Here is a 22,834-nt window from a genome sequence, read left to right on the forward strand (position 1 = left end):
GGCTCAGAAGAACGCCTGCAGGCCGGTGATCGCCCGGCCCAGGATCAGGGCGTGGACGTCATGCGTACCTTCATAGGTGTTCACGGTCTCGAGGTTCGCGGCGTGGCGCATGACGTGGAACTCGATCGAGATGCCGTTGCCGCCATGCATGTCGCGGGCCTGGCGGGCGATGTCGAGCGCCTTGCCGCAATTGTTGCGCTTGACGAGCGAGATCATCTCGGGAGCCATCCGGCCCTCGTCGAGCAGGCGGCCGACGCGAAGCGAGCCCTGCAGGCCGAGCGAGATCTCGGTGACCATGTCGGCGAGCTTCTTCTGGTAGAGCTGCGTCTGGGCGAGCGGCTTGTTGAACTGCTTGCGGTCGAGCCCGTACTGCCGGGCACGGTGGAAGCAGTCTTCCGCAGCACCGAGCACGCCCCAGGAGATGCCGTAGCGGGCGCGGTTGAGGCAGCCGAACGGACCCTTCAGGCCCGAGACGTTGGGCAGCAGGTTCTCTTCCGGGACGATGACGCCGTCCATCACGACTTCGCCGGTGATCGAGGCGCGCAGGGAGAGCTTGCCGCCGATCTTGGGGGCGGACAGGCCCTTCATGCCCTTTTCGAGGATGAAGCCACGGATCTGGTTGTCATGCGCGGCGGACTTGGCCCAGATCACAAAGACATCGGCGATCGGCGAGTTCGAGATCCACATCTTCGAGCCCGTGAGCTTGTAGCCGTCGGACACTTTCTCGGCGCGGGTCTTCATGCCGCCGGGATCGGAGCCGGCGTCAGGCTCGGTCAGGCCAAAGCAGCCGACCCATTCGCCCGAGCCGAGCTTGGGCAGGTACTTCTTGCGCTGCTCTTCGCTGCCATAGGCGTAGATTGGGTACATCACCAGCGAGGACTGGACCGACATCATCGAGCGATAGCCGGAATCAATGCGCTCGACCTCACGGGCAACGAGCCCGTAGGAGACGTAGTTGGCGCCGGCGCAACCATATTCTTCCGGCACCGTGACGCCGAGCAGGCCGAGTTCACCCATCTCGTTGAAGATCGAGCGGTCGGTCTTCTCGTCGAGATAGGCCTCGGAGACGCGCGGGGCGAGCTTCTCCTGCGCATAGGCGCGGGCGCTGTCGCGGATCAGGCGCTCGTCTTCGGTGAGCTGGTCGTCGAGCAGGAAGGCATCGTCCCAGGTGAACTGGGCCAGCTTGTTGCTGTGGCCGGCGTGGCTGCGTGCAGCTTCAGTCATGGTTGTCTCCTTATGATCTCTGCCGTCATGGTCGGGCTTGACCCGACCACCGCCGAAACCAGGGTCTGATCATGAGATTCTCGGGTCTGCGATTGGCTCGCCCGAGAATGACGGTCCTATCTCTCACGCATCGACGTCGAAGCTGACGCCCTGCGCCAGCGGCAAGGTCGTGCCGTAGTTCACGGTGTTGGTGGCGCGGCGCATATAGGCCTTCCACGCATCCGAGCCGGCCTCGCGACCGCCGCCGGTCTCCTTCTCGCCGCCGAACGCGCCGCCGATCTCGGCGCCGGACGGGCCGATATTGACGTTGGCGATGCCGCAATCGGAGCCCTCTGCCGACACGAAGGTCTCGGCGTCGCGCATGTTGAGCGTGAAGATCGAGGAGGACAGGCCGGCGCCGACCGCGTTCTGGATCGCGATCGCCTCATCCAGCGTCTTGTACTTCATGACATAGAGGATCGGCGCGAAGGTCTCGCGGGTCACGGGCCCGGTCTGCTCGGGCATCTCGACCAGCGCGGGGCGGACATAGAAGCCACCGGTGCCGACCGTGACCTGTTCGCCACCATGAACCTTGCCGCCGGCGGCCTTGGCCTCGGTCAGCGCGGCCTGCATGGCCTTGTAGGCGTCCTCATCGACCAGCGGGCCGACGAGCACGCCGGCTTCGCGGGGATCGCCGATCTTCACGGAGCCATAGACCTTGATCAGCTTCGGGATCAGCGCGTCATAGACGCTCTCGTGGACGATCAGGCGGCGCAGCGTGGTGCAGCGCTGGCCGRCGGTGCCGATCGCCGCGAAGGCGATGCCGCGCAGCGCGATGTCGAGATCGGCCGAGGGGGCGACGATGGCGGCGTTGTTGCCGCCGAGCTCGAGGATGGCGCGGGCGAAGCGTGCCGCCAGCTTCTGGCCGACTTCCTTGCCCATCCGGGTCGAGCCGGTGGCCGAGACCACGGGAACGCGATGGTCCTGGACCAGGATGTCGCCGATCTCGCGACCGCCGATCAGCACCTCGGACAGGCCCTCGGGAGCCTCGGGGCCGAAGCGATTCATCGTCTTTTCGACGATGGCCTGCACGGCAAGGCCGGTCAGCGGGGTCTTCTCGGAAGGCTTCCAGACGACGCTGTCGCCGCAGACGAAGCCGAGCGCCGCATTCCACGACCAGACGGCGACGGGGAAGTTGAAGGCCGAGATCACGCCGCAGACGCCCAGCGGATGCCAGGTTTCCATCATGCGGTGGTTGGAACGCTCGGTGGCGATGGTCAGGCCGTAGAGCTGGCGCGAGAGGCCGACTGCGAAATCGCAGATGTCGATCATTTCCTGGACCTCGCCGAGGCCCTCGGAGGTGACCTTGCCGGCCTCCAGCGTCACCAGCAGGCCGAGGTCGTCCTTGGCCTTGCGCAGTTCTTCACCGAGCAGGCGCACGAACTCGCCGCGGCGCGGTGCGGGAACCTTGCGCCAGGCCAGGAAGGCGGCCTGGGCCCGGCCGATGGCGGCCTCGGCCTCGGCGGGAGTGGTCTCGCGCAGGGTGACGACGGTCTCGCCAGTGATCGGCGAGCGCGCGACCATGCCCTTGGCGGCGAAGGCGCTTTCCGACACGCCCAGGCGGGTCAGTAGGGCAAGGCAGTCTTTCGGCAGAGTCGAGCTCATGATGGGGCCTAGCTTTCTGGTCACGGACAATAGCCCTTATGCCGAGACGCCTGGCTTTGAACCCAGCGCCTCGGGATAAGGGCTCGGACGGGTATCAGATACCGGCCCGGATTGGCCACAGAATGCCCTCTTCCACCCCGTCGCGGCAACCGATATGTTCTCACGACTTGATGAGAATTGATCATGAACCTCGAGCTTGTTCCCGGCCGTCTCTCCGTACCCTCGCTGTCGGCGCTCGCCGCCTTCGAGGCCGCCGCCCGCCATGGCAGTTTCACGCGCGCCGCCGAGGAGCTGAACCTGACGCAGGGCGCGGTCAGCCGGCAGGTCGCGCTGCTCGAGAAGACGCTAGGGGTCGCCCTGTTCGAGCGCGTCAAGAAGCGCGTCGGCCTCACGCCCGCCGGCAGCGCCTATGCCGCCGAGATCCGCGATGGCCTGTCGCGGCTGGCGGCTGCCACGGTGTCGGCCATGGCCTTTCGCGGAGCGGCCGGCCTGCTGAACCTTGCCATCCTGCCGACATTCGGCACGCGCTGGCTGATTCCGCGCCTGCCGCGCTTCATCGAGGCGCATCCGGGCATCACCATCAATTTCACGACAAAGCTCGTGCCCTTCGATTTCTCGCGCGAGCAGATAGATGCGGCTGTGCATTTCGGCGATCCCGTCTGGCCCGGCGCGCGCCTGCACCGGCTGATGGGGGAGGAGGTCGTGCCCGTCGCTGCCCCGGCGCTGGTTGCGCGCGCCGCCCTGACCGGGCCATCCGACCTGCTGCGCGTGCCGCTCCTGCAGCAGTCGACCCGGCCGCGCGCCTGGGCCAACTGGCTGGAGCAGCAGGGCCTGGCGCCGGAGCGCGCCCTGATGGGGCCGCGCTTCGAACAGTTCGCCATGGTCTCGCAGGCTGCGGTGGCCGGGCTGGGCCTCGCCATCGTGCCGCGCTTTCTCGTCGAGGAGGAGTTGCGTTCCGGCGCGCTCGTCATTCCGGTCGACAGGCCCGTGACCGGGCCTGAGGGCTATTATCTCGTCTATCCCGAGACCAAGGCACAGTTGCCCTCGGTGATCGCCTTCCGCGATTGGCTGCTGGGTGAATGCGGGGTCCCTGCCTGACCCCCTCGACAAGGGCCGTTCGGCGCGTCATTCATGCGCTGAGTTCACAAACCTTGCCGCGCTCGGCGCGGCCCTTGCTCCGCGGGACTGCCATGCCGACTCCTTCCGAAAGCGCCGATGTCGTGATCTGCGGTGGCGCCGCCATCGGTTCGTCCGTGGCGTATCATCTCGCATCCGATCCCGGCTTCAAGGGCAAGGTGGTGGTGATCGAGAAGGATCCGACCTACCGCTACTCGGCCTCGGCGCTCTCGGCGGCCTCGATCCGCCAGCAGTTCTCGAGCGCCGTGAACATCCGTATCTCGCTCCACGGAATCGACTTCCTGCGCGACATCGGGAGCCATCTCTCGGTCGACGGAGAGGTCCCCGCGATCGACCTGCACGAAGGCGGCTATCTCTATCTCGCCGGCGACGAGGGCGCCCCGGGGCTGGCCGCGAGCCAGCGTCTGCAGGCCAGCGAGGGTGCCGATATCGCGCTTTATGCTGCAGATATGTTGCGCAGCAAATTCAGCTGGCTAAATACTTCGGATCTCGCTTGCGGGACCTACGGCGTCAGTGGCGAGGGCTGGTTCGATGGCTGGGCATTGTTGCAAGCATTTCGCAAGAAGGCCCGGTCGCTCGGTGTCGAATACCGGCAGGGCGAGGTCGCTCGCTATCTCACCGAAGGCGGCCGCATCACCGGGGTCGAACTGACGGACGGGAGCCGCATCGCCTGCGGCGCCGCCGTCAACGCTTCGGGCACGCATGGCGCGCGCCTCGCCGAGACAGCCGGCATCTCCATTCCGGTCAAGTCGATGAAGCGCTACGTCTTCTCCTTCATGTGCAAGGGCGAGGTCGACAACTGCCCCCTTCTGATCGACACCTCCGGCGCCTGGTGCAGGCCCGAAGGCGCACGTGGTCCCGAGGGGCAGTTGTTCATCGGAAGTTGCTCGCCGCTGACGCCTGAGCAGGACGTCGAGTGGGTCGAGGGCGATCCCGGTGTCGAGGACGTCGACTGGCCGTTCTTCGACGAGGCTGTGTGGATGCCGCTGGCGCATCGCATTCCGGCCTTCGAACAGATCAAGCCGGGCCGGGCCTGGGCCGGCCCCTACGATATGTGCGGGCTCGATCATAACGCCATCATCGGGCCGGCAGTCGGTCTGCCGAACCTGTATCTTGCGAATGGTTTCTCAGGCCACGGTCTGCAACAGTCTCCGGCTGTCGGGCGCGGCATCGCCGAGCACATCCTTCATGGCGGCTATCGCAGCCTCGACCTCTCCGATCTCGGGCATGAGCGTGTCGTGGCAAACCGGCCGCTGCTTGAGGACAACATCATCTGAGGAGACGCGCCATGGTCGATCCCGCTTTCGTCCAGATGATGGCGCGCTACAACGCCTGGCAGAACCGCAGCCTGATCGCGGCTGCCGGCGAACTCGATGACGAAGCGCGGCGCCGCGATCGCGGCGCCTTCTTCAAGTCGATCCACGCGACATTCAACCACTTGCTCTGGGCCGACGAGGTCTGGCTGCATCGCCTGACCGGCACACCGAAGCCGCCGATCGGCGGTCGCGATTCGACGATCTATGTTGCTGATTGGGACGCGTTCAAGAGCGCCCGCCAGGAGCGCGACGACGCGATCCTGGCCTGGTCCGAGACCGTCGAGAGCGCTTGGCTGCGCGGCACTCTCATCTGGTATTCGGGCGCTGCAGGTCGCGAGATGTCCGCGCCGCGCTCGCTTGCCATCGCGCATATGTTCAACCATCAGACCCACCACCGTGGGCAGATCCACGCGATGCTGACCGCAGCCGGTGCCAGGCCCGGCGATACCGACCTGTTCCTGGTCGACGAGTTGCACTGAATCAGCCGCGAGGCTTCCCGGGTGGCTATGCGGACCGGGCTTTCTTGCCGGCTCCTGGCTTCGCGATCGCCTCGGCACGTTCCGGCACGGCCGCCGTCGCGTTCTGGCTGAGCTTCTGGAACAGGCCGAGACCGACCATGGCCAGCACTGCCAGCATCACGAGCAGGCCGGGATAGACGATGTCGCTCATCGTATCGCGCGAGGTCTTGGCGATGAGGACGAGTGCCTCCAGCGAGAGCGCCACGATCATGATCGACATGAACTTGGTCAGCGAGCCCCTGGCTTCGGCCGGATGGCGCATTTCGCGGTCGGCCACGACCTCTTCCTCGAACAGGAACTTGCCGACATCGGCGACTGCGACCGCGATGATGATCAGCCCTATCCCGTCGAGCATGGTCTCGAGCGCCGCCTCGCCAGTCCAGTAGCCGGTAGCTGTGCGCCAAACCGCGACGCCGATGAGGGATACGGCGGCAGCCAGCAATGTGATCGAGATCGCCGTATAGAGGATGCGGCTGAACAGGGTCATCTGGGGCTCGCTATCGAGGAGGGCAGCGCCGGGTCGCTGCGCGGACAACGAGCAGGGTGCCGCGTGGTTCCGCGATGCCGGCCATCTGCCTATGCGATTGCCGCGTCAGGCAAATCTCAGCATGGTGCCGGGGCCTTGCCGTACGAGGATCGCCATGCCGGAACCAACCAGTCTCGCCGCCTTCGCGCTTGTCGCCTTCGGCATGGTGCTGACGCCCGGCCCCAACATGATCTACCTGATCTCGCGCTCGATCTCGCAGGGGCGAGGCGCCGGTCTGATCTCGCTTGGCGGGGTGGCGCTGGGCTTCGTCTTCTACATGCTCTGTGCTGCGTTCGGCATCACGGCGCTGCTCTTTGCGGTGCCATACGCCTATGACGCGCTGCGTTTCGGCGGGGCGGCCTACATGCTCTGGCTTGCCTGGCAGGCGGTGAAGCCGGGCGGACGCTCGCCGTTCCAGGTCCGTGCGCTGCCCCATGACAGCCCGCGCAGGCTCTTCGCGATGGGCTTCCTGACGAACCTGCTGAACCCAAAGATCGCAATGCTCTATCTGGCGTTGCTGCCGCAGTTCATCGACCCCGCCGCCGGCAACGTGCTGGGGCAGTCGCTGGCGCTTGGCCTGGTTCAGATCGTGATCAGCGTCACGGTCAACGCGACAATCGCTTTCGCCGCAGGCTCGATCGCATCGTTCCTGCGCGAGCGGCCGCTCTGGGCGCTGGTCCAGCGCTGGCTGATGGGTACCGTGCTCGCGGGCCTCGCGGTCAAGATGGCGACGGAGGCCCGGCGCTGACCGGGCAGTCGGGCAGTCCCCTCGGGCGCCCCGCTCAGGCGGTCGCGACGCGCTGCATGAACTTGTGCACCGCGGTCTCGAGCTCGGCCGCCCGGCCTTCCAGGGTCTGTGTGGAGTTGAGCACGCTGCCTGCCACTTCATGCGTGCGCGTGGCGGTCTCGCGGATCGAGTTCGTGGTCTCGGCGAGATAGGCGGTGCCGGTCGCGACCTCGCCGATACTGCGGCTGATGACATAGGTCATCTGCCCTTGTTCCTCGAGCGCGGCCGCAATCCCGACCGTGCGTTCTTCCATCTGCTGCATGTTGGACGAGAGGCTGCGGATATTGTTCACCGCATGGGTCGTCGCCTGCTTGATGTCGGCGATCTGCGCGGCGATGTCCTGCGTCGCGATCGCGGTCTGGTTCGAAAGGGTCTTCACTTCGGCCGCGACGACGGCAAAGCCGCGCCCCGCATCGCCGGCGCGTGCGGCCTCGATCGTGGCGTTGAGCGCCAGCAGATTGGTCTGTTCGGCGATGCCCCGGATCAGGCTGACGATGCCGTCGATGCGCCGGACGGAATCGTCGAGCCTGTCGACTGTCACGTTGGTCTCCTGCGCGCTCTCGTTCATGGTGGCGACCAGCGTCTGTGTCGTCGCCAGTTGTTCGTCGATGGCGCCGATCGCCGATGACAGCTGTTGGGTCGCGGTCGCGACATCGGCGACGTTGCGCGACGATTCCTCGGAGGTCGACGCGACTGCAATGACCTCGTCATTGGTGGAATCCGCGATCTGGGCAAGATCGCCGGCCGTCTGCTTGAGGCCGCGGATGTTCTTGACCATCGCGTCGAGCATATCGAGAAATTCGCCATCGAACGAAGTCATGACCTCCTTCAGGTTCTCGCGGCGCAGCGCCTCGCGCCGGGCCGACTCCTCTGCGGAGGCCTGCGTCTCGGCTTCGAGCTGTGCCAGTTGGGCGGCCGCCGTCGCCAGCGGCTCCGATGCGGCTCGCGGCTGCGCGCTCGTCAGCCGGATCAGCGCGCCGGTCTGGAGCATGACGGCTACGATGTAGAACGCCTGAGCCAGCGAGGGGATGCCAGTCTCTGCCGGTGCGCCGAGCGTCGCTGCGATTGTGATGATCAGCGCGGCCACTGCCGCCAATGGCTCCCAGCGGCGCCAACCTGCGGTGGCGGTGAGCGCCAGGATCATGCCGATCTGGACGGCGCCCGACCAGCCTGTGGCAAAGGCGGTCTGGGTCAGGAGCAGGACGGCGCAGGTCGTCGCCAGGGCCATTGCGATCTGGCTGGACACGGCTCGTCTGCGGAAATGGACGCACAGCGTTGCGATGGCGGAGATTCCGAGCACAACCATGAACAAAGCGATGTCGCGGCCGTCATTCAGCCAGAGCGAGATTGCGGTCCCGGACGGAGCCACCACCCAGAGGAGGGCGGTTGCCCAGTTGGCGAAGCCGGTCGGCTGGCTTTCGGTCGGTGTCGCAAGCGCGATCGCAGTCATGGGCCGGTACTCGAACGTGGCGGGGCGCCAGGCTGCGTGCGACGGGGCAAAACCGCCCGCCATGGAGCCGGATCAGAGCAGGACTGTCTGAATTTTGGTTTAATCGCACCAAAACGGGCGATGTCTGCATGCGGAGGCCCGCCCGCGCGTCGCTGCGCCGGCGGGCTTCTGGCTTCGTGTCGGATCAGGCGACCGCGCGACTCGCCGGTGCGTCGCCGCCCATCGCGGCAAGCTCGATGCCGGCTTCCAGCCGGGCAGCCTTGATGCGCGAGACCGCGTCGCTGATGTTCTGCATGCTGTGCTTGGCCATGACCTGCATCCGGAAGCGGGCAGCGCCCTTTCGGACCGCTGGGTACTCGACGAGATTGCAGAGCAATCCGAGTTCCGGCAGGCGGCGGCTGACCAGGCGGGCCAGGCCCTCGGTGCCCATCTTGACCGCGACGATAGCCGAGGGCTCGCCATAGTATTCGAGGCCGGCGGCGGTGAGTTGGCTGCGCAGTTCGAGCACGTTGCTCATCAACTCGCCGCGCAGGGTCTCGCCTTCCGCCGTGTCGATGATCTCGAAGGCCTTGAGCACGATCGCGGCATTCACCGGCGACATCGCGTTGGAGAAGGTCGTGCTGGGGCTGTAGAAGCGCAGATATTCCTTGATCGGGCGCTCCTTGACGGCGACGAAGCCGCCATTCGAGGCAAAGGTCTTCGAGAACGAGCCCATCACGATGTCGATCTTGCCCAGCATGTTCTGGCTGCCGATGGTGCCGCGTCCGCCCGGTCCAAGCGCGCCGAGATCGTGGGCGACGTCGACCATCAGCGTGGCGTTGAACTCGTTGCAGAGTTCCTGCATCGCCGCGAGATCGGGCACGTCGGAGTCCATCGAGAACAGGCCTTCCGTCACCACCATGATGCCGTTCTCGGTGTCGGTGGAGCGGATCTTCTCCAGCCAGCGGCGGCAATGGGCCATGTCGAGATGGCGGTACTGATAGATGTTGCGGGTGGCGGCGTTGGCGCCTTCCTGCAGGCAGGTGTGGCTCAGAGTGTCCATCACGATGTGGTCCGACGAGCGCACCAGGCCGCGTATCACGCCGTAGCCTGCGCCCCAGCCGGTCGGGTAGAGCAAGGCGTCTTCCATGCCGAGGAATTCGGCGATCTTGCGCTCGAGCGCCACCGAATGGGTGGTGTTGCCGACAAGCGCCGCCGATCCGGCGCTATGGACGCCGTAGCGCTCGATGGCGTCCAGCGCCGTCTGCTTGATCTCGGGGTTGGACGACATGCTGAGATAGTCCTGCGAGGCGAAGTTGACGCCCTGCATGTTGATGCCGCGATCGTCGGAGGCCGAAACCTCGGTGCGCGGACCGAAATCGGTGGCACGCGAGAAGGGCCAGAGGCCGTTCTGGCGGCGCAAATTCTGCCACTTGAAGAAGTTTCCGACACGCCGTTCCAGATCAGCGCCTGCGGGAACGCGGAAGTCACGCATGCTGCCCGCCAACGCATCCGCGGGAACTTCATTGTACACGGTCATAGCCAAGATATCCCTGCCGACGCCTGTTGTGTGCGATCTATGTTTGTCGCTGCTCAGACCATAGCGGCGTAGATTTAAGAATATGTTGAAACTCAGAGTATTTGTTCGCGTTATCCACGCTTTAACCTTGTCTCGCTGCGTGTGGTTAGCAAAGACGTTATGCGATTGCCAGAAACCGGGCCAATGATGCAACCGGAATGACGTTCTGGATCGGAGAATCCGTCTGACGCAATCTGGAGTAGATATACTCGGGGTTTACCACCCCCGCCGTCTCGGCCTTGACCTCACGCCTATGCGCGCCCGAGCCCCTCTCGTGCCAGATCATATTACGTTGCGAGATCTTTCGGCCCGCGCGCGGAGCACTCGAAGTAGCGCTTTCATCTGTGAATAGCCTCTCGCTCCGTCACTCTTCTTGTGGCCGCGGCAGGCCCCGAAATCAACGCGGTGCGCTATCGCCGACACCGCCCGACGTTTAAGCTGGGGTTCGTCCCGTTTGGAACGATGAAGGCTGGAAGAGATGACTGCGTTGACGCCCGAGGAAACCAAAGTAACGGCTTGGCTCGCCGCCCGCGAAGAGGCGATGATCGCGCTGCTGCGCGAAATGGTCGACACCGATTCCGGCTCCTATGACAAGGCGGGCGTCGATCGCGCCGGCCAGGTGCTCGCCCGTTTCCATGAGCGCAACGGCCTCGAGGTCGAGATCGTACCCGACGCGACATATGGCGACGCGGTCAAGGCGCGGCTGCCCAACCCCACCGCCAACGACCAGCGGCCGGTCCTTCTGCTCGGCCATCGCGATACGGTGTTCCCGGTCGGCGAGCCGACGCGCCGGCCCTTCACCATCAAGGGTGGCCGTGCCTATGGCCCCGGCGTCGCCGACATGAAGGCAGGCCTCGTCATCGAGGCGTTCGTGGCTGCCGCCTTTGCCGAATGCGAGGGCCTCTCGGCCCCCCTGCTGATGCTGACGACGAGCGACGAGGAGATCGCCTCGCCGTCATCGCGGCCGATCATCGAGGCGGCTGCGCGCGAAGCCCGTTGCGTGTTCAACGCCGAGCCGAGCCGCCTGCCCGTCGGCACGGAGTTCGCCCGGGACCGCAAGCAGTCGGTCACCTCCGGCCGCAAGGGCGGCGTCTTCATCCGCGCCGAGTTCACCGGCAAGGCCGCGCATTCCGGCGCGAACTACGAGAAGGGCGCCTCGGCCATCGTCGATCTCGGCCACAAGATCCCAAGGCTGCAGGGCCTGACGGATCTCGAGCGCGGCATCACCGTCAATGTCGGGCTGATCGGCGGCGGCCAGACCGTCAACACGATCGCGCCGCATGCCTGGTGCGAGATCGACCTGCGCTATGTCACCGCTACTCAGCGCGACGAACTGGTCGGCAAGATCCGCGCGATCATCGAGACCCCGGAGGTCGCCGGCACCACCGGCACCTTCATCATCAAGGGCGAGTTCGTGCCACTGGAAAGCTCGCCGGAATCGGTTGCGATGTTCGAGGCCTATCGCGACGCTGCAGCCGGCTACGGCATCAGCGTCAAGGCCGAGTTCACCGGTGGTTGCGCCGATTCCGGCTTCACCGCGGCCCAGGGCTGCCCGACGCTCTGCAGCATCGGGCCCATCGGCGGCATGGCGCATACGCCCGAGGAGTTCCTTGAGGTCGACAGCATCGTGCCGGCCGCGCAGGTGCTCGCGCTGGCGATCATGCGCACGGCGTCTGCGATGGAGTGAAAGCCTCCGTCATGCTGGGGCGAAGCGAAGCGCAGACCCGAGCATCTTAGGCGGAGAAGCCCACTGACAGCGTCATGGTCGGGTCAGGCCCGACCATGACGATCGATCCCTAGAACGCCTCTTCCCAGTCGCGGCTGAGGCGCATCGCCGAATTGATCAGGCCGACCATGGAGTAGGTCTGGGGGAAATTGCCCCAGAGCTCGCCCGTCGTGAGGTCTGCGTCCTCCGAGAGCAGACCGAAGCTGTTGCGCTGTTTCAGGATGCGGTTGAAGCGCTCGATCGCCTCCTCGCGCCGCCCGATCGCGTGCAGCGCATCGACATACCAGAAGGCGCAGATCAGGAATCCGGTGTGCATGAAGCCGAAATCATCCTGTGTCGCGTAGCGCAGGATGAGGTCGCCGCGCGTCAGATCGCGCCCGATGGCTTCGACGGTTGCGATGAAGCGAGGGTCCTCGGCCTTGACGAAGCCAAGCTCGGCGAAGAGCAGCAGCGTGGCGTCCAGGTCCTCGCCATCGAATGTCGAGACGAAATGGCCCTTCTCGTCGTTCCAGATCCGGTCGGCGATGGCCTGCTTCAGCCGTTTCGCCTCCGAGCGCCAATACTCCTTGCGGTCGGCGCGGCCGAGCGTGCCGGCGATCCGGGCGAGCCGGTCGCAGGCGGCCCAGCACATCACGCTGGAGAAGGAGTGCACGGCTTCCTTTTCGCGCAATTCCCAGGGACCCGCATCGGGCTTGTCGAAGCTCTCGATCGCCAGTTCGCCCATGCGTTCGAGCTGTCCGAACAGGGCCTCCTTGCCCGGCTGGATCAAGCGCTGATCGAAGAAGGAGTGCGTCGCCGCAAGCACGACGGCGCCGTAGCCGTCGTTCTGGATCTGCGTGGCCGCTCCATTGCCGAAGCGCACGGGCTGATGGCCGCGATAGCCAGAGAGGTTGGGCGCCTCGAATTCGTCGAGGGCGCCGCCGCGCGTGATCGGATAGAGTGGCGGCAGGTGCTTGGCGCCGCTTTCGGTGAAGCTGTCGACGACATTGGTGATGAAGCCGAGATAGTCCTCCATCGTTCGCGTCGTGCCCAGGCGGTTCAGGGCATGGACGACGAAATAGGCGTCCCGCAGCCAGCAGAAGCGATAGTCCCAGTTTCGCTGGGTGCCGGGCGCCTCCGGGATCGAGGTCGTGAGCGCCGCGACGATCGCGCCGCTCTCCTCGAAGGAGCAGAGCTTCAGCGTGATCGCAGCCCGGATGACTTCTTTCTGCCAGTCGAAGGGGATCGAGAGCGAGCGCACCCAGTCGCGCCAGTAGTCGGTTGTCTTGTCGAGGAACTCGCGGGAGGTCGTCTCGATCTCGGCGCGCAGCGCCTCGTCAGAGCCGATGAAGAACGAGAACGGGCGGTCGACGGCGAAGGGCACCCCGCCCACGACATAGGAGATCGGCGCGTCGGTGGTCAGCCGGATGGTCTGGTCGGCGCCGACGAAGCGGACATGGTTTGAGCCCCGCGTCAGCTCGTCGGGCTCTTCGCCGAGGCCAAGGGCTGGCTTCACCACCACGCGGATGCGCGGGCGCCCGGAAATCCGCCTGACGCGCCGCACCAGCTGCGGCGGCCGGAAGAAGCGCTCGTAGCGCACGAAGCGCGGCGCGAAATCCAGGATCTCGATGGCGTTGCCGCTATCGTCCGAAAGCACAGACGAGAGGATCGCCGTGTTGTCGAGATAGCTTTGCTCGCAATGCGTCATGCCGATCAGTTCGATCGCGAAGACGCCCTTCTCCGGCATCGCGTCGCCGTCATCGGGCTGGTTGTTGATCAGCGCGCAGAACACGGGGTCACGGTCGAACCTGGGGAAACAGCCCCAGACGATCCGGGCCCGACGGTCGATCAGGGCGGCTATCGAGCAGTTGCCGATCACGCCGAGATCGAGCGATGCCGAGTGCTGGCCCGCGCTGAGAGGGCCAACTGTCGTCGTCGAAACTATCATCGTCATTCCTGAGAAAAGCTGGAAACAGTCAGGACGCCACTTTCGGCGGCGGCCAGGAGGAGGGAGCGAAGTTGTGTCGGCGAGGCCAGCCGGCGTGTCGCACAGGTCTCGCCGTCGCCGATGCGGATCGAGAGTCCGCCAAGCGCGTTGACCGCCTCGAAACCGGCCTCGTCGGTGATGTCGTCGCCGATGAAGACGGGCCGGCGCCCGGCATAGAGCGGCTGGCTCATCATCCAGGCGATGGCGTTGCCCTTGCTCGCGCCTGCGGGGACCAACTCGGCGACTGCCTTGCCTTCCTGGAGCCGGATCCCGGGGCCCATCCGCGTCGCGATCTTGCGCATGAGCTCGAGCGCCTCGTCCTTCAGCTGCGGCGCGAGGCGCCAGTGCAGCGCAATCGAGATGCGCTTGTCCTCAATGATCACGCCGACATTGCTGTTGGCGAAGCGGACGAGGTCGCGCGTGGCCTCGCGCATCGAGTCCGGCACTTCGGACTGCGAGCGGATTTCGCCGTCGGTTCGAATCTGGGCACCATGGAGACCGGCGGTATCGAAGCGGTAAGGCGCCAGAACGGTGTCGAGGAAGGTGATCGGGCGCCCGGAGACGAGCGCCAGCGCGCCGCCAAGGCTCGAGCGCAGGGCATCGAGCGCCGGCCCGACGCGGYGGTCGAGATGGACCTCGTCGGGCGCAGGCGCGATCTCGACCAGCGTCCCGTCGAAATCAAGAAAAAGCGCGATCTCGGGCTCAGGGACAGCGAGGCCCTGAATATCTCCCGGCAATTGTTTTTCGATCAGGTTCGTCATCACAGTCTGTCTGAGCCATGAGACCGGCGAAAATGCGGCCTGCGTGCCCTGAAGTCCTTCGGTTGAATTATCCGCGGTTGAATGATCGGCTTCCGAGCTGCCTGGAGCCTGCTCGCAGAATTGCCGCATTGCGCTTCGAAACTGTGCTGGCTGCCATGCTTTCAACGTCATGCCGACACAGCTTCGCCGTCGCTGACCAACGATCCCTGAAACATTACGCCTGCGAGCGCGTTCTGTTCCTGCGGCCAGTGTCGAATTTCAATTGATCGGCCGAGCAGGAGAGTTCCCAACATGCGCCTTGTCATCGTTTCCAACCGCGTCACGATCCCCGATCGCCATGAGAAGGCGGCGGCGGGCGGACTGGCGGTGGCGTTGCGCGAGGCCCTCGAGACACAGGGCGGCCTTTGGTTCGGCTGGAGCGGCCAGCAATCCGACAGCTCGGCCGTGCGCAGCATCGAGCGCGGCAAGGTGACCTATGCCGTCACCGATCTCAGCGAGGCCGAGCGCCAAAGCTACTATCTCGGCTTCTCGAACCGGGCCCTGTGGCCAAACATGCATTACCGCCTCGGTCTGACCGAGTTCTCGCGGACGGACTATGCCGGCTATCTCGCCGTGAACCGTCGTTTTGCGAAGGCGCTCGTGGGCCTGCTCGAGCCCACCGATGTGCTCTGGATCCATGACTATCACCTGATCCCGCTCGCGGCCGAGTTGCGCAGGCGCGGCGTCAAGAACCGCATCGGCTATTTCCATCACATTCCGTGGCCGCCGGCCGAGGTGTTCGGCGCGCTGCCCTTCAGTTCGACGCTGATCAGCATGGTCGGCGCCTATGATCTGATCGGCATGCAGACAGCCGTGGATGTCGCAAACATCACAAACGGGCTCGTTTCGCTGTGCGGCGCAGTGGCCGATGGCGGCCGCGTCCGTATGGGGCGGCGCGAGACGCTGATCCAGCCATTCCCGATCGGCATCGACGTCGAGGCTTTCAGGAAGCTGGCGGCGGCTTCGGTCCGCACCGCGCCGGGCCCGATCAGGACGACTAAGCAGTCGCTCGGAGAGCGCAAGCTCGTCATCGGTGTCGACAGGCTCGATTATTCCAAGGGCATCGTTCAGCGGCTCGAAGCGTTTGGGCAGTTCCTGCGCAGTCATCCCGAGCATCGCGGCCGCGTCGGTCTCCTGCAGATCGCGCCGCCCTCGCGCAGCGACGTGCCCGAATATGCCGAGCTCGACCGCCAGTCCGATGAGACCGCGGGCCGCCTGAACGCGGCGCTGGGCGAGTTCGACTGGACCCCGATCAGGGTCGTGAAGAAGGCCTATTCGCGCACCGCGCTCGCAGGCTTCTACCGGCGCGCGCAGGTCGGCTTGGTGACGCCGATGCGTGACGGCATGAACCTGGTGGCGAAGGAGTACATCGCCGCGCAGGATCCGCTCGATCCCGGCGTCCTCGTGCTGTCGCGCTTTGCGGGGGCCGCGCAGCAGATGGGCGAGGCGCTCATCGTCAATCCCTACGATACCCATGAGGTCGCCGACGCCATCCGGACCGCGCTCGCCATGCCGAAATCCGAGCGCATCCGCCGCTTCAGGCTTCTTTACGATGCGATCGCTGAAACCGATATCGCGTGGTGGACCGAACGCTATCTGGCGGCCCTGATCGGCTCGGGCGCCGGTGCGCGCGAGACCCCACCTGTCGAGCCCGCGCCGAAGCGGACGCCGCGTGCCAGGGGTGCCAGGCTGGAACTGGTCCGGACCCGGACGCAGCAGGACGAGGTGAAGGCCAGCGACTATGTCGCCTCGTCGCCGAAGGATGCCGCGACCGTGAAGGGCAGGGGGCGCGCCGCGAAGGCCCCGCCGAATGGAGAGGCGCGGCCGCAGCGCACATCGCCTCGTCCGACGTCACATTGACTGCGCTGGAGCCTGATTTCCGCGTGTCGCATTCGCAGCCCTTGCCGAAACCGCCTCCGCATCGCTAGAAAGCGGCAAGACCTCGGGAGCGCTTGCGACTCGGCAAGGCGCTGTCCGAGGTCCCCCAGGTATCGGCTGTAATGGCTGAGGAGGCGGGCGGAGGGCTCAGATTGATGCGAGGTACTCTCGGAGGACCAGGCGTTCTGCTGCGCCGCCTCCGTGAGGTGATGGCAGCCTCGATCAGCCCGCAGGAGCGGCTGGATCGGCTTGTCGTCCTGATCGCGGGCAATCTGGTTGCCGAGGTCTGCTCGGTCTATGTCCTGCGCGAGGACGGCTCGCTAGAACTCTACGCGACCGAGGGCCTGAACCGGGAAGCGGTCCACCTCACCACCATGCGCGCAGGCGAGGGCCTCGTCGGCCTGATCGCGCGCGAGGCGGAACCGCTTGCGCTGTCGGACGCCCAGAACCACCCCTCCTTCTCCTATCGTCCCGAGACCGGCGAAGAGATCTATCGCTCCTTCCTCGGCGTGCCGATCCTGCGCGGCGGCGCGGTGATGGGCGTGCTCGTCATCCAGAACCGCGCAACGCGCCTCTACAGCGACGAGGAAATCGAGTCGCTGCAGACCACCGCCATGATCATGGCGGAGATGATCGCGGCTGGCGGGCTGAAGTCGCTCGCCGCGCCCGGTGCCTCGATCGGGCTCGACCGGCCGATCCACGGCATCGGCGTCTCGCTCGCCGACGGCGTCGGGCTCGGCCATGCCGTGCTGCATGAGCCGCGTGTCGCGATCACCAATCTGATCGCGGAGAATCCAGCCGGCGAGGTCAAGCGACTCGAGGCCGCGATCGGCGAGATGCGCGCCTCGATCGACGAACTGGTCGAGCGCGGCGATGTCGCCCACACCGGCGAGCATCGCGACGTGCTCGAGACCTTCCGCATGTTCGCTCATGACCAGGGCTGGCTCAGGCGCATGCGCGACGTCGTGCTGACGGGCCTGACGGCCGAGGCGGCCGTCGAGCGGGTGCAATCCGATACGCGCGCAAAGATGCTGCGCCAGACCGACCCCTATCTTCGCGAGCGCCTGCACGATCTCGACGACCTCGCCAACCGCCTGCTGCGCACACTGATGGGCAAGGCCAACGGCGTCGCCCGCGAGGAGCTGCCCGAAAACGCCATCCTGATCGCCCGTTCGATGGGGCCGGCCGCGCTGCTGGACTATGAGCGCGCCCATCTGCGTGGGCTGGTGCTGGAGGAGGGCGGTCCGACCAGTCATATCGCCATCGTCGCGCGCGCCCTGGGCATTCCCGCCGTCGGCGAGGTCATCAATGCGACGGCGCTGATCCAGTCTGGCGATGCCGTCATCGTCGACGGCCAGGCCGGCGAGATCCAGATCCGGCCGCAGCCCGATGTCGAGAACGCCTACAAGGACAAGGCGCGGCTGCGGGCGCGCAAGCAGGAGCAGTACCGCAAGCTCAAGGCGCTGCCGTCGGTCACCAAGGACGGCGTCGAGATCTCGCTGCAGATCAATGCCGGGCTGCTCGTCGACATGCCGAACCTGGAGGCGACCGCCGCGTCCGGCATCGGCCTTTTCCGGACCGAGCTCCAGTTCATGGTCGCGCAGCACATGCCGACGACCAGCGAGCAGCAATCGCTCTACAGCGCCGTCCTCGCCGGAGCCCAGGGCAAGCCTGTGACCTTCCGCACGCTGGATATCGGCGGCGACAAGGTGCTGCCCTATATGGAGCGCGTCGAGGAGGAGAACCCCGCGCTGGGCTGGCGTGCGATCCGCATCGGCCTCGACAAGCCGCGCCTCCTGCGGGCGCAGTTGCGCGCCCTGCTGCGAGCGGGCGCCGGCCGCGACATGAAGATCATGCTGCCGATGATCGCCACGGTCGACGAATTTCGCCGGGCCCGCACGATCGTCACCCGGGAGCAGGCGATGCTGGCCAAGCAAGGGCACAGCCCGCCGGCGACGATGCAGCTCGGGGTCATGGTCGAGGTGCCGTCTCTGCTGTTCGAACTGGCCGAGATCGCCCGCGAGGCCGATTTCCTCTCGATCGGCACCAATGATCTCATGCAATTCCTGTTTGCGGCCGATCGCGAGAACAAGCGCGTAGCCGATCGCTTCGACCCGCTCGGCGTCAGCGCGCTGCGGGCCCTGCGCAGCATCGTCGAGGCTGCGGGCGAGGCGGACTGTCCGGTCACCGTCTGCGGCGAGATGGGCGGCAAGCCATTGGAGACCATGGCCCTGATCGGGCTGGGCTATCGCGGCTTCTCGATGGCCTCCTCGGCTATCGGGCCGGTCAAGGCGATGCTGCGCGCGCTAGATGTCGGCAAGCTGCGCGAGCGGATCGATTGGATGCTGGCCTCTCCCGAGGGCGTCACGAGCCTGCGACCGCAATTGGCTGCGCTCGCCAATGAGCTGAAAGTGCCGGTCTAGCGACGCCGTTTGCCGCCGCTGCCTGCCCACCCCACATAGTCCGTAGCCGAGTTCACGATGTCGCTTCAGCTTCCCCAGGATCGCCTTGACGGCATCATCGCGCGCCATGCCGCCGCGACCGACGAGATCAACCGCTCGGCCGATGCCGTGCGCACCGTCGAGCTTGCCAAGGAGTTGTCGGAGCTCGATCCCGTCGTCTCCGCCATTTCCGCCTGGCGCCAGGCGCTGGCGACTTTGAGCGAGGCCGAGGGGCTGATCGACGATCCCGCCACCGATTCCGAGTTCCGCGACCTCGCTTACGAGGAGCGTGATGCGGCGCGCATCGAGATCGAGGCCCGCGCCCGCGAGATCCTGATCGCCTTGTTGCCGAAAGATGCTGCCGACGAGCGCGGCGTCATCCTCGAAATCCGCGCCGGCACTGGCGGCGACGAGGCCTCGCTCTTTGCCGGAGACCTGCTGCGGATGTACCAGCGCCATGCGGCCCAGAAGGGCTGGAGCGTGGATATCCTCTCCGAGAGCGAGGGGACCGTGGGCGGCTACAAGGAGGTCATCGCCGAGATCTCAGGCAAGGGCGTCTATGCCCGGCTCAAGTTCGAATCGGGCGTTCACCGGGTCCAGCGCGTGCCCGATACCGAGACGAGTGGGCGCATCCACACCTCCGCAGCCACGGTCGCGACACTGCCGCTGGCCGGCGATGTCGACGTCGTCCTGAACGACACCGACATCCGCATCGACACGATGCGCGCGGGCGGTGCTGGCGGCCAGCACGTCAACAAGACCGAATCAGCGGTGCGACTGACCCATATCCCGAGCGGGATTGCTGTCGTCGTTCAGGATGAAAGGTCCCAGCACAAGAACAAGGCGCGCGCCTATGAGTTGTTGCGCGCGAAACTCTACGACATCGAGCGCACCCGAGCCGACGCTGATCGCGCTGCCGACCGACGCTCGCAGATCGGTTCCGGCGATCGCTCCGAGCGCATACGAACCTACAACTTCCCGCAAGGTCGCGTCACCGATCACCGCATCAACCTGACCCTCTACAAGCTCGACGAGATGATGCAGGGCCTGGTGCTCGATGACATTATCGATGCGTTGACCGCCGAACACCAGGCCGCGCTGCTCGCTTCGCAGAGTTCGTCGTGACGACCCCCGTGAAACTCTTTTCGCAGTCAGGCGTTGAGACTTCACCGAAACAAGAATCGGCTGGAGGACACAATGTTCAGGATGATATCGGGCTTGGCGATCACGGGGATGATGGTCTTTTCCGTTGCGGGCCAGGCACAGGCCCAGGAGCGGGCGCTGCGGTCGATCACGCGGGGCGAGGCGGCGCCCCTTCAGAAGTCGATGACGCAGGCACAGGCTCGCCGTCTCTGCGAGCAGCAGATGCGGGGCGCTCGCGAGAGCCGCTCGGCGATCCGCCAGAAGGTGGCGATCTGCATGCGCAGGAACATGGAAGGCATCTGAGGCTTGCGCCTCGGCCAGGTATCGAGGTCACGGCAGAGCGCGTGACCCCGATAGGCATTGCCACCATCCTCGACGCGCGGCGTTATATCGCCGCGCGTTTTCGCGATGCCGGCAGCGACACGGCAGCGCAGGATGCGCGCTATCTTGTCGAAGGCGCGCTGGGTGACGCATCCTCCACGCTCGACCCGCTCGCGCCGCTCGATGCGGCCACGATCGTGCTGCTCGACGCGTACGCATCCCGTCATATCGCTGGCGAGCCGATCTGGCGCATCCTGGGCGAGCGAGAATTCTGGAGCCTCACCTTCAAGCTTTCGCCCGCGACGCTCGAGCCGCGACCTGACAGCGAGACGATTGTCGAGGCCGCGCTTGCCGAACTCGGCCCGCGTCGCCAGGAGCCGATGTCGATCCTCGATCTCGGCACCGGGACAGGCTGCCTGCTCATATCCCTGCTCAGTGAATGCGGGCAGGCGCGCGGCCTCGGCGTCGATATCTCGGAGGAAGCCTGCGCGACCGCGCGCGGAAATGCCGAGCTCAACGGTGTCGGTGATCGCTGCAGCTTCCAGCCCGGCAACTGGGTCGACGGTTTGGTCGGCCGCTTCGATTTGATCGTCTCGAATCCGCCCTATATCCCGGCCGGCGAGATCCCCGGGTTGAGCGTAGGCGTACGCGAGCACGACCCGATGCGCGCGCTCGATGGCGGTAGCGACGGGCTCGATGCCTACCGGTTTCTTGCGGCAGGCCTCCCGGCACGGCTCGCTCCCGGGGGCTCCGTTGTATTCGAGATCGGGGCCGGGCAGGAGCCCGACGTCGTCGCCATCATGGAGGCATCGGGCTTCGTTCATCGCGGCTCGCGCCGCGATCTCGGAGATCATATCCGCGCCCTGATCTTCGCGATTGCGTGATATCAACAGGCTTTAATGCGATTTTGCTTGGAGCCGTGCAGGAAAACGGCTATGTACACAGTCAGCCGAAGCTGGTGTGTGTCAGCGCCGAGCCTCGAGCAGTCCCCTCAATGGTAAGGCTTGCCTTGGGCGATGTCCGTGGATTGACGGAACTGACAACCCAGATTTGACATCCGGAGGCGCGGAGGCGCCGATCGGCTCACAGGGCGGGAAGCCCTTGGTGGAAAAGAGCGCGTGAAGGCCAAGAACGGCGTATCACCCCGTCAGGTCACACTCAGCCGATGCAGCGTCGCAACCCGCTGTGCATTGGTACGCGCATGATGCCGTCACGGTTGCTTTGAGCATAGAGCGCGAGACATACGCGAATGAGACCAGGTCAGAACCGGCGCATGCGCGGCCGTAACAACAACAATAACAGCGGCAGCAACAACAATGGCAATCGCAAGTCCCCAAATCCGTTGCAGCGCAGCTACGAGTCGAACGGTCCGGACGTAAAGGTTCGCGGCACGGCTCAGCACGTTGCCGAGAAGTATTTGCAGCTTGCCCGCGATGCGCAGTCGTCTGGCGATCCTGTCGCTGCCGAGAATTATTTCCAGCACGCCGAGCATTATTATCGGATCTTGCTGGCGGCTCAGGAGCAGATGGCCCAGCAGTTCGGCCACAGCTTCCCGCCCAATCGCGCCTTCAACGATGATGGCGAGGAAGGCGAGGAGGAGGGCGACGATGAGGTGCAGGCTTTCCAGCCCGGCGCACCGCAGCCTTCCGATCAGCGCAATGGCGAGCAGCGCCAGGGCGGCATGAACGGCAACGGTGCCCCTCGCCAGGACGGCGAAGGCAACGACAACCGCCAGCAGGGTGGCCAGCGCTTCGAGCGTCCTGACCGCCAGAACAATGACCGCCAGAACGGCGATCGCAACGGCCCGCGCCGATTCGATCGCGGCGATCGCAACGATCGCGGCGAGCGCCGGTTCGATCGTGCCGAAGGCGGGCAGCCGGTCCAAGGCGGTTACACACCGCGCCCCGACGCGCCGCGTTCCGACATTCCTGTCGGCATGGGCGAGCAGCCCGACGCGATCCCGGCTCCGGCTCCGATTCAGGGCGAGCGTCGGTTCGAGCGTGGTGATCGTCCCGAACGCGGTCCGCGCCCGGAACGTCGTCCGCGCCGTGAGCGCGAGCCCGAGCATGAAGCCGGTGATGACGTTGCGGCGGCATTGCCGTCCTTCCTCACCACGCCTGTCCGGGTCCCGATTGCAGTCGCCGAGGAGCCTGTCCCCATTCCGGTACCGGCGCCCGCAGTCGCGCCTGCACCTGTGGCGGCTCCCGTCGCGGCGCAGCCCGTGACGGATGCACCGGATGCTCAGGCGGCAGATGCTGCTCCCAAGCGGCCGCGTGGCCGCCGGCGTTCGCCGCGCGAGGTCATGGACGCGCTCGGCTCGGGTTCCGACCTCGACAACGTCACCGAATAAGCCGATGCGGCTCCGGCCGCCACGCGAGACACATCATCAAGGGGCCCCG

At 65.8% G+C, this 22,834-nt stretch carries 18 protein-coding genes and 1 pseudogene; 12 read left to right on the forward strand and 7 right to left on the reverse strand.

Going from position 1 to position 22,834, the window contains the following annotated elements:
- Window positions 1-3: 3 nt before the first annotated feature.
- Both AC1D2L_RS14865 and amaB read right to left on the reverse strand, forming a co-directional pair.
- Window positions 4-1,224: an acyl-CoA dehydrogenase gene (locus AC1D2L_RS14865; RefSeq protein WP_476846657.1), complete on the reverse strand. Its 1,221-nt coding sequence runs from the start codon at window positions 1,222-1,224 to the stop codon at window positions 4-6.
- 123 nt (window positions 1,225-1,347) lie between these two features.
- Window positions 1,348-2,868 (reverse strand): L-piperidine-6-carboxylate dehydrogenase, encoded by a 1,521-nt coding sequence (gene amaB / locus AC1D2L_RS14870; protein ID WP_476846658.1) that lies wholly within the window; start codon window positions 2,866-2,868, stop codon window positions 1,348-1,350.
- Between the two features lie 183 nt (window positions 2,869-3,051).
- On the opposite strand from amaB, the gene AC1D2L_RS14875 reads away from it, so the two are divergent.
- The 3 genes from AC1D2L_RS14875 (at window position 3,052) to AC1D2L_RS14885 (ending at window position 5,800) form a co-directional block, all read left to right on the forward strand.
- The gene (locus tag AC1D2L_RS14875; protein ID WP_476846659.1) at window positions 3,052-3,966 is read left to right on the forward strand and encodes a LysR family transcriptional regulator; all 915 of its coding nucleotides are present in this window, start codon (window positions 3,052-3,054) and stop codon (window positions 3,964-3,966) included.
- A gap of 92 nt (window positions 3,967-4,058) precedes the next feature.
- On the forward strand, window positions 4,059-5,282 hold the full coding sequence (locus tag AC1D2L_RS14880) for an NAD(P)/FAD-dependent oxidoreductase (RefSeq protein ID WP_476846660.1): 1,224 nt from the start codon (window positions 4,059-4,061) through the stop codon (window positions 5,280-5,282).
- Window positions 5,283-5,293: 11 nt separating this feature from the next.
- Window positions 5,294-5,800, forward strand: coding sequence for a DinB family protein (locus AC1D2L_RS14885; protein ID WP_476846661.1), 507 nt, complete (start codon window positions 5,294-5,296; stop codon window positions 5,798-5,800).
- Between the two features lie 25 nt (window positions 5,801-5,825).
- On the opposite strand, the gene AC1D2L_RS14890 is transcribed toward AC1D2L_RS14885, so the two are convergent.
- Window positions 5,826-6,326: a hypothetical protein gene (locus AC1D2L_RS14890; RefSeq protein ID WP_476846662.1), complete on the reverse strand. Its 501-nt coding sequence runs from the start codon at window positions 6,324-6,326 to the stop codon at window positions 5,826-5,828.
- Window positions 6,327-6,480: 154 nt separating this feature from the next.
- Here AC1D2L_RS14890 and AC1D2L_RS14895 point away from each other — a divergent pair, with 154 nt between their 5' ends.
- Window positions 6,481-7,113, forward strand: a complete 633-nt coding sequence (locus AC1D2L_RS14895; RefSeq protein WP_476846663.1) for a LysE family translocator — start codon at window positions 6,481-6,483, stop codon at window positions 7,111-7,113.
- Between the two features lie 34 nt (window positions 7,114-7,147).
- Here AC1D2L_RS14895 and AC1D2L_RS14900 read toward each other — a convergent pair whose 3' ends face one another.
- Window positions 7,148-8,602, reverse strand: a complete 1,455-nt coding sequence (locus tag AC1D2L_RS14900; protein ID WP_476846664.1) for a methyl-accepting chemotaxis protein — start codon at window positions 8,600-8,602, stop codon at window positions 7,148-7,150.
- Window positions 8,603-8,786: 184 nt separating this feature from the next.
- Window positions 8,787-10,121: an aminotransferase class I/II-fold pyridoxal phosphate-dependent enzyme gene (locus AC1D2L_RS14905; RefSeq protein ID WP_476846665.1), complete on the reverse strand. Its 1,335-nt coding sequence runs from the start codon at window positions 10,119-10,121 to the stop codon at window positions 8,787-8,789.
- Window positions 10,122-10,638: 517 nt separating this feature from the next.
- On the opposite strand from AC1D2L_RS14905, the gene AC1D2L_RS14910 reads away from it, so the two are divergent.
- Window positions 10,639-11,847 carry a M20 family metallopeptidase gene (locus AC1D2L_RS14910; RefSeq protein ID WP_476846666.1) on the forward strand — a complete coding sequence of 403 codons (1,209 nt, stop codon included), beginning with the start codon at window positions 10,639-10,641 and terminating at the stop codon, window positions 11,845-11,847.
- Between the two features lie 109 nt (window positions 11,848-11,956).
- On the opposite strand, the gene AC1D2L_RS14915 is transcribed toward AC1D2L_RS14910, so the two are convergent.
- Complete coding sequence (locus tag AC1D2L_RS14915) at window positions 11,957-13,813, reverse strand: glycoside hydrolase family 15 protein (RefSeq protein ID WP_476846667.1); 1,857 nt, start codon at window positions 13,811-13,813, stop codon at window positions 11,957-11,959.
- A 2-nt stretch (window positions 13,814-13,815) separates the two neighbouring features.
- Window positions 13,816-14,613 carry a trehalose-phosphatase gene (otsB, locus tag AC1D2L_RS14920; protein WP_476846668.1) on the reverse strand — a complete coding sequence of 266 codons (798 nt, stop codon included), beginning with the start codon at window positions 14,611-14,613 and terminating at the stop codon, window positions 13,816-13,818.
- A 291-nt stretch (window positions 14,614-14,904) separates the two neighbouring features.
- Here otsB and AC1D2L_RS14925 point away from each other — a divergent pair, with 291 nt between their 5' ends.
- The 7 genes and pseudogenes from AC1D2L_RS14925 (at window position 14,905) to AC1D2L_RS14955 (ending at window position 22,785) form a co-directional block, all read left to right on the forward strand.
- A complete protein-coding gene (locus AC1D2L_RS14925) occupies window positions 14,905-16,512 on the forward strand; it encodes an alpha,alpha-trehalose-phosphate synthase (UDP-forming) (protein WP_476846669.1) in 1,608 nt (535 codons plus the stop codon).
- 173 nt (window positions 16,513-16,685) lie between these two features.
- Window positions 16,686-18,953 (forward strand): phosphoenolpyruvate--protein phosphotransferase, encoded by a 2,268-nt coding sequence (ptsP, locus tag AC1D2L_RS14930; RefSeq protein WP_476846670.1) that lies wholly within the window; start codon window positions 16,686-16,688, stop codon window positions 18,951-18,953.
- 57 nt (window positions 18,954-19,010) lie between these two features.
- Complete coding sequence (prfA, locus tag AC1D2L_RS14935; protein WP_476846671.1) at window positions 19,011-20,096, forward strand: peptide chain release factor 1; 1,086 nt, start codon at window positions 19,011-19,013, stop codon at window positions 20,094-20,096.
- Window positions 20,097-20,168: 72 nt separating this feature from the next.
- Entirely contained in the window at window positions 20,169-20,417 is a 249-nt protein-coding gene (locus AC1D2L_RS14940; RefSeq protein ID WP_476846672.1) for a hypothetical protein, read from the forward strand.
- A gap of 41 nt (window positions 20,418-20,458) precedes the next feature.
- Window positions 20,459-21,319, forward strand: a complete 861-nt coding sequence (prmC, locus tag AC1D2L_RS14945; RefSeq protein ID WP_476846673.1) for a peptide chain release factor N(5)-glutamine methyltransferase — start codon at window positions 20,459-20,461, stop codon at window positions 21,317-21,319.
- A 389-nt stretch (window positions 21,320-21,708) separates the two neighbouring features.
- Window positions 21,709-21,900: pseudogene (locus AC1D2L_RS14950) on the forward strand (DUF4167 domain-containing protein); the annotation flags it as partial.
- Window positions 21,901-22,371: 471 nt separating this feature from the next.
- Window positions 22,372-22,785, forward strand: a complete 414-nt coding sequence (locus AC1D2L_RS14955; RefSeq protein WP_476846788.1) for a hypothetical protein — start codon at window positions 22,372-22,374, stop codon at window positions 22,783-22,785.
- Window positions 22,786-22,834 lie beyond the last annotated feature (49 nt).

This window comes from Allobosea sp. P1_B10 (assembly GCF_056406735.1).

What these genes read in the sequence shown, in the direction of transcription:
- AC1D2L_RS14865 (WP_476846657.1), bottom strand. Translation starts at nt 1,224, where the DNA reads ATGACTGAAGCTGCACGCAGCCACGCCGGCCACAGCAACAAGCTGGCC.
- AC1D2L_RS14875 (WP_476846659.1), top strand. Translation starts at nt 3,052, where the DNA reads ATGAACCTCGAGCTTGTTCCCGGCCGTCTCTCCGTACCCTCGCTGTCG.
- AC1D2L_RS14880 (WP_476846660.1), top strand. Translation starts at nt 4,059, where the DNA reads ATGCCGACTCCTTCCGAAAGCGCCGATGTCGTGATCTGCGGTGGCGCC.
- AC1D2L_RS14885 (WP_476846661.1), top strand. Translation starts at nt 5,294, where the DNA reads ATGGTCGATCCCGCTTTCGTCCAGATGATGGCGCGCTACAACGCCTGG.
- AC1D2L_RS14890 (WP_476846662.1), bottom strand. Translation starts at nt 6,326, where the DNA reads ATGACCCTGTTCAGCCGCATCCTCTATACGGCGATCTCGATCACATTG.
- AC1D2L_RS14895 (WP_476846663.1), top strand. Translation starts at nt 6,481, where the DNA reads ATGCCGGAACCAACCAGTCTCGCCGCCTTCGCGCTTGTCGCCTTCGGC.
- AC1D2L_RS14900 (WP_476846664.1), bottom strand. Translation starts at nt 8,602, where the DNA reads ATGACTGCGATCGCGCTTGCGACACCGACCGAAAGCCAGCCGACCGGC.
- AC1D2L_RS14905 (WP_476846665.1), bottom strand. Translation starts at nt 10,121, where the DNA reads ATGACCGTGTACAATGAAGTTCCCGCGGATGCGTTGGCGGGCAGCATG.
- AC1D2L_RS14910 (WP_476846666.1), top strand. Translation starts at nt 10,639, where the DNA reads ATGACTGCGTTGACGCCCGAGGAAACCAAAGTAACGGCTTGGCTCGCC.
- AC1D2L_RS14915 (WP_476846667.1), bottom strand. Translation starts at nt 13,813, where the DNA reads ATGATAGTTTCGACGACGACAGTTGGCCCTCTCAGCGCGGGCCAGCAC.
- AC1D2L_RS14925 (WP_476846669.1), top strand. Translation starts at nt 14,905, where the DNA reads ATGCGCCTTGTCATCGTTTCCAACCGCGTCACGATCCCCGATCGCCAT.
- ptsP (WP_476846670.1), top strand. Translation starts at nt 16,686, where the DNA reads ATGCGAGGTACTCTCGGAGGACCAGGCGTTCTGCTGCGCCGCCTCCGT.
- prfA (WP_476846671.1), top strand. Translation starts at nt 19,011, where the DNA reads ATGTCGCTTCAGCTTCCCCAGGATCGCCTTGACGGCATCATCGCGCGC.
- AC1D2L_RS14940 (WP_476846672.1), top strand. Translation starts at nt 20,169, where the DNA reads ATGTTCAGGATGATATCGGGCTTGGCGATCACGGGGATGATGGTCTTT.
- AC1D2L_RS14955 (WP_476846788.1), top strand. Translation starts at nt 22,372, where the DNA reads ATGGGCGAGCAGCCCGACGCGATCCCGGCTCCGGCTCCGATTCAGGGC.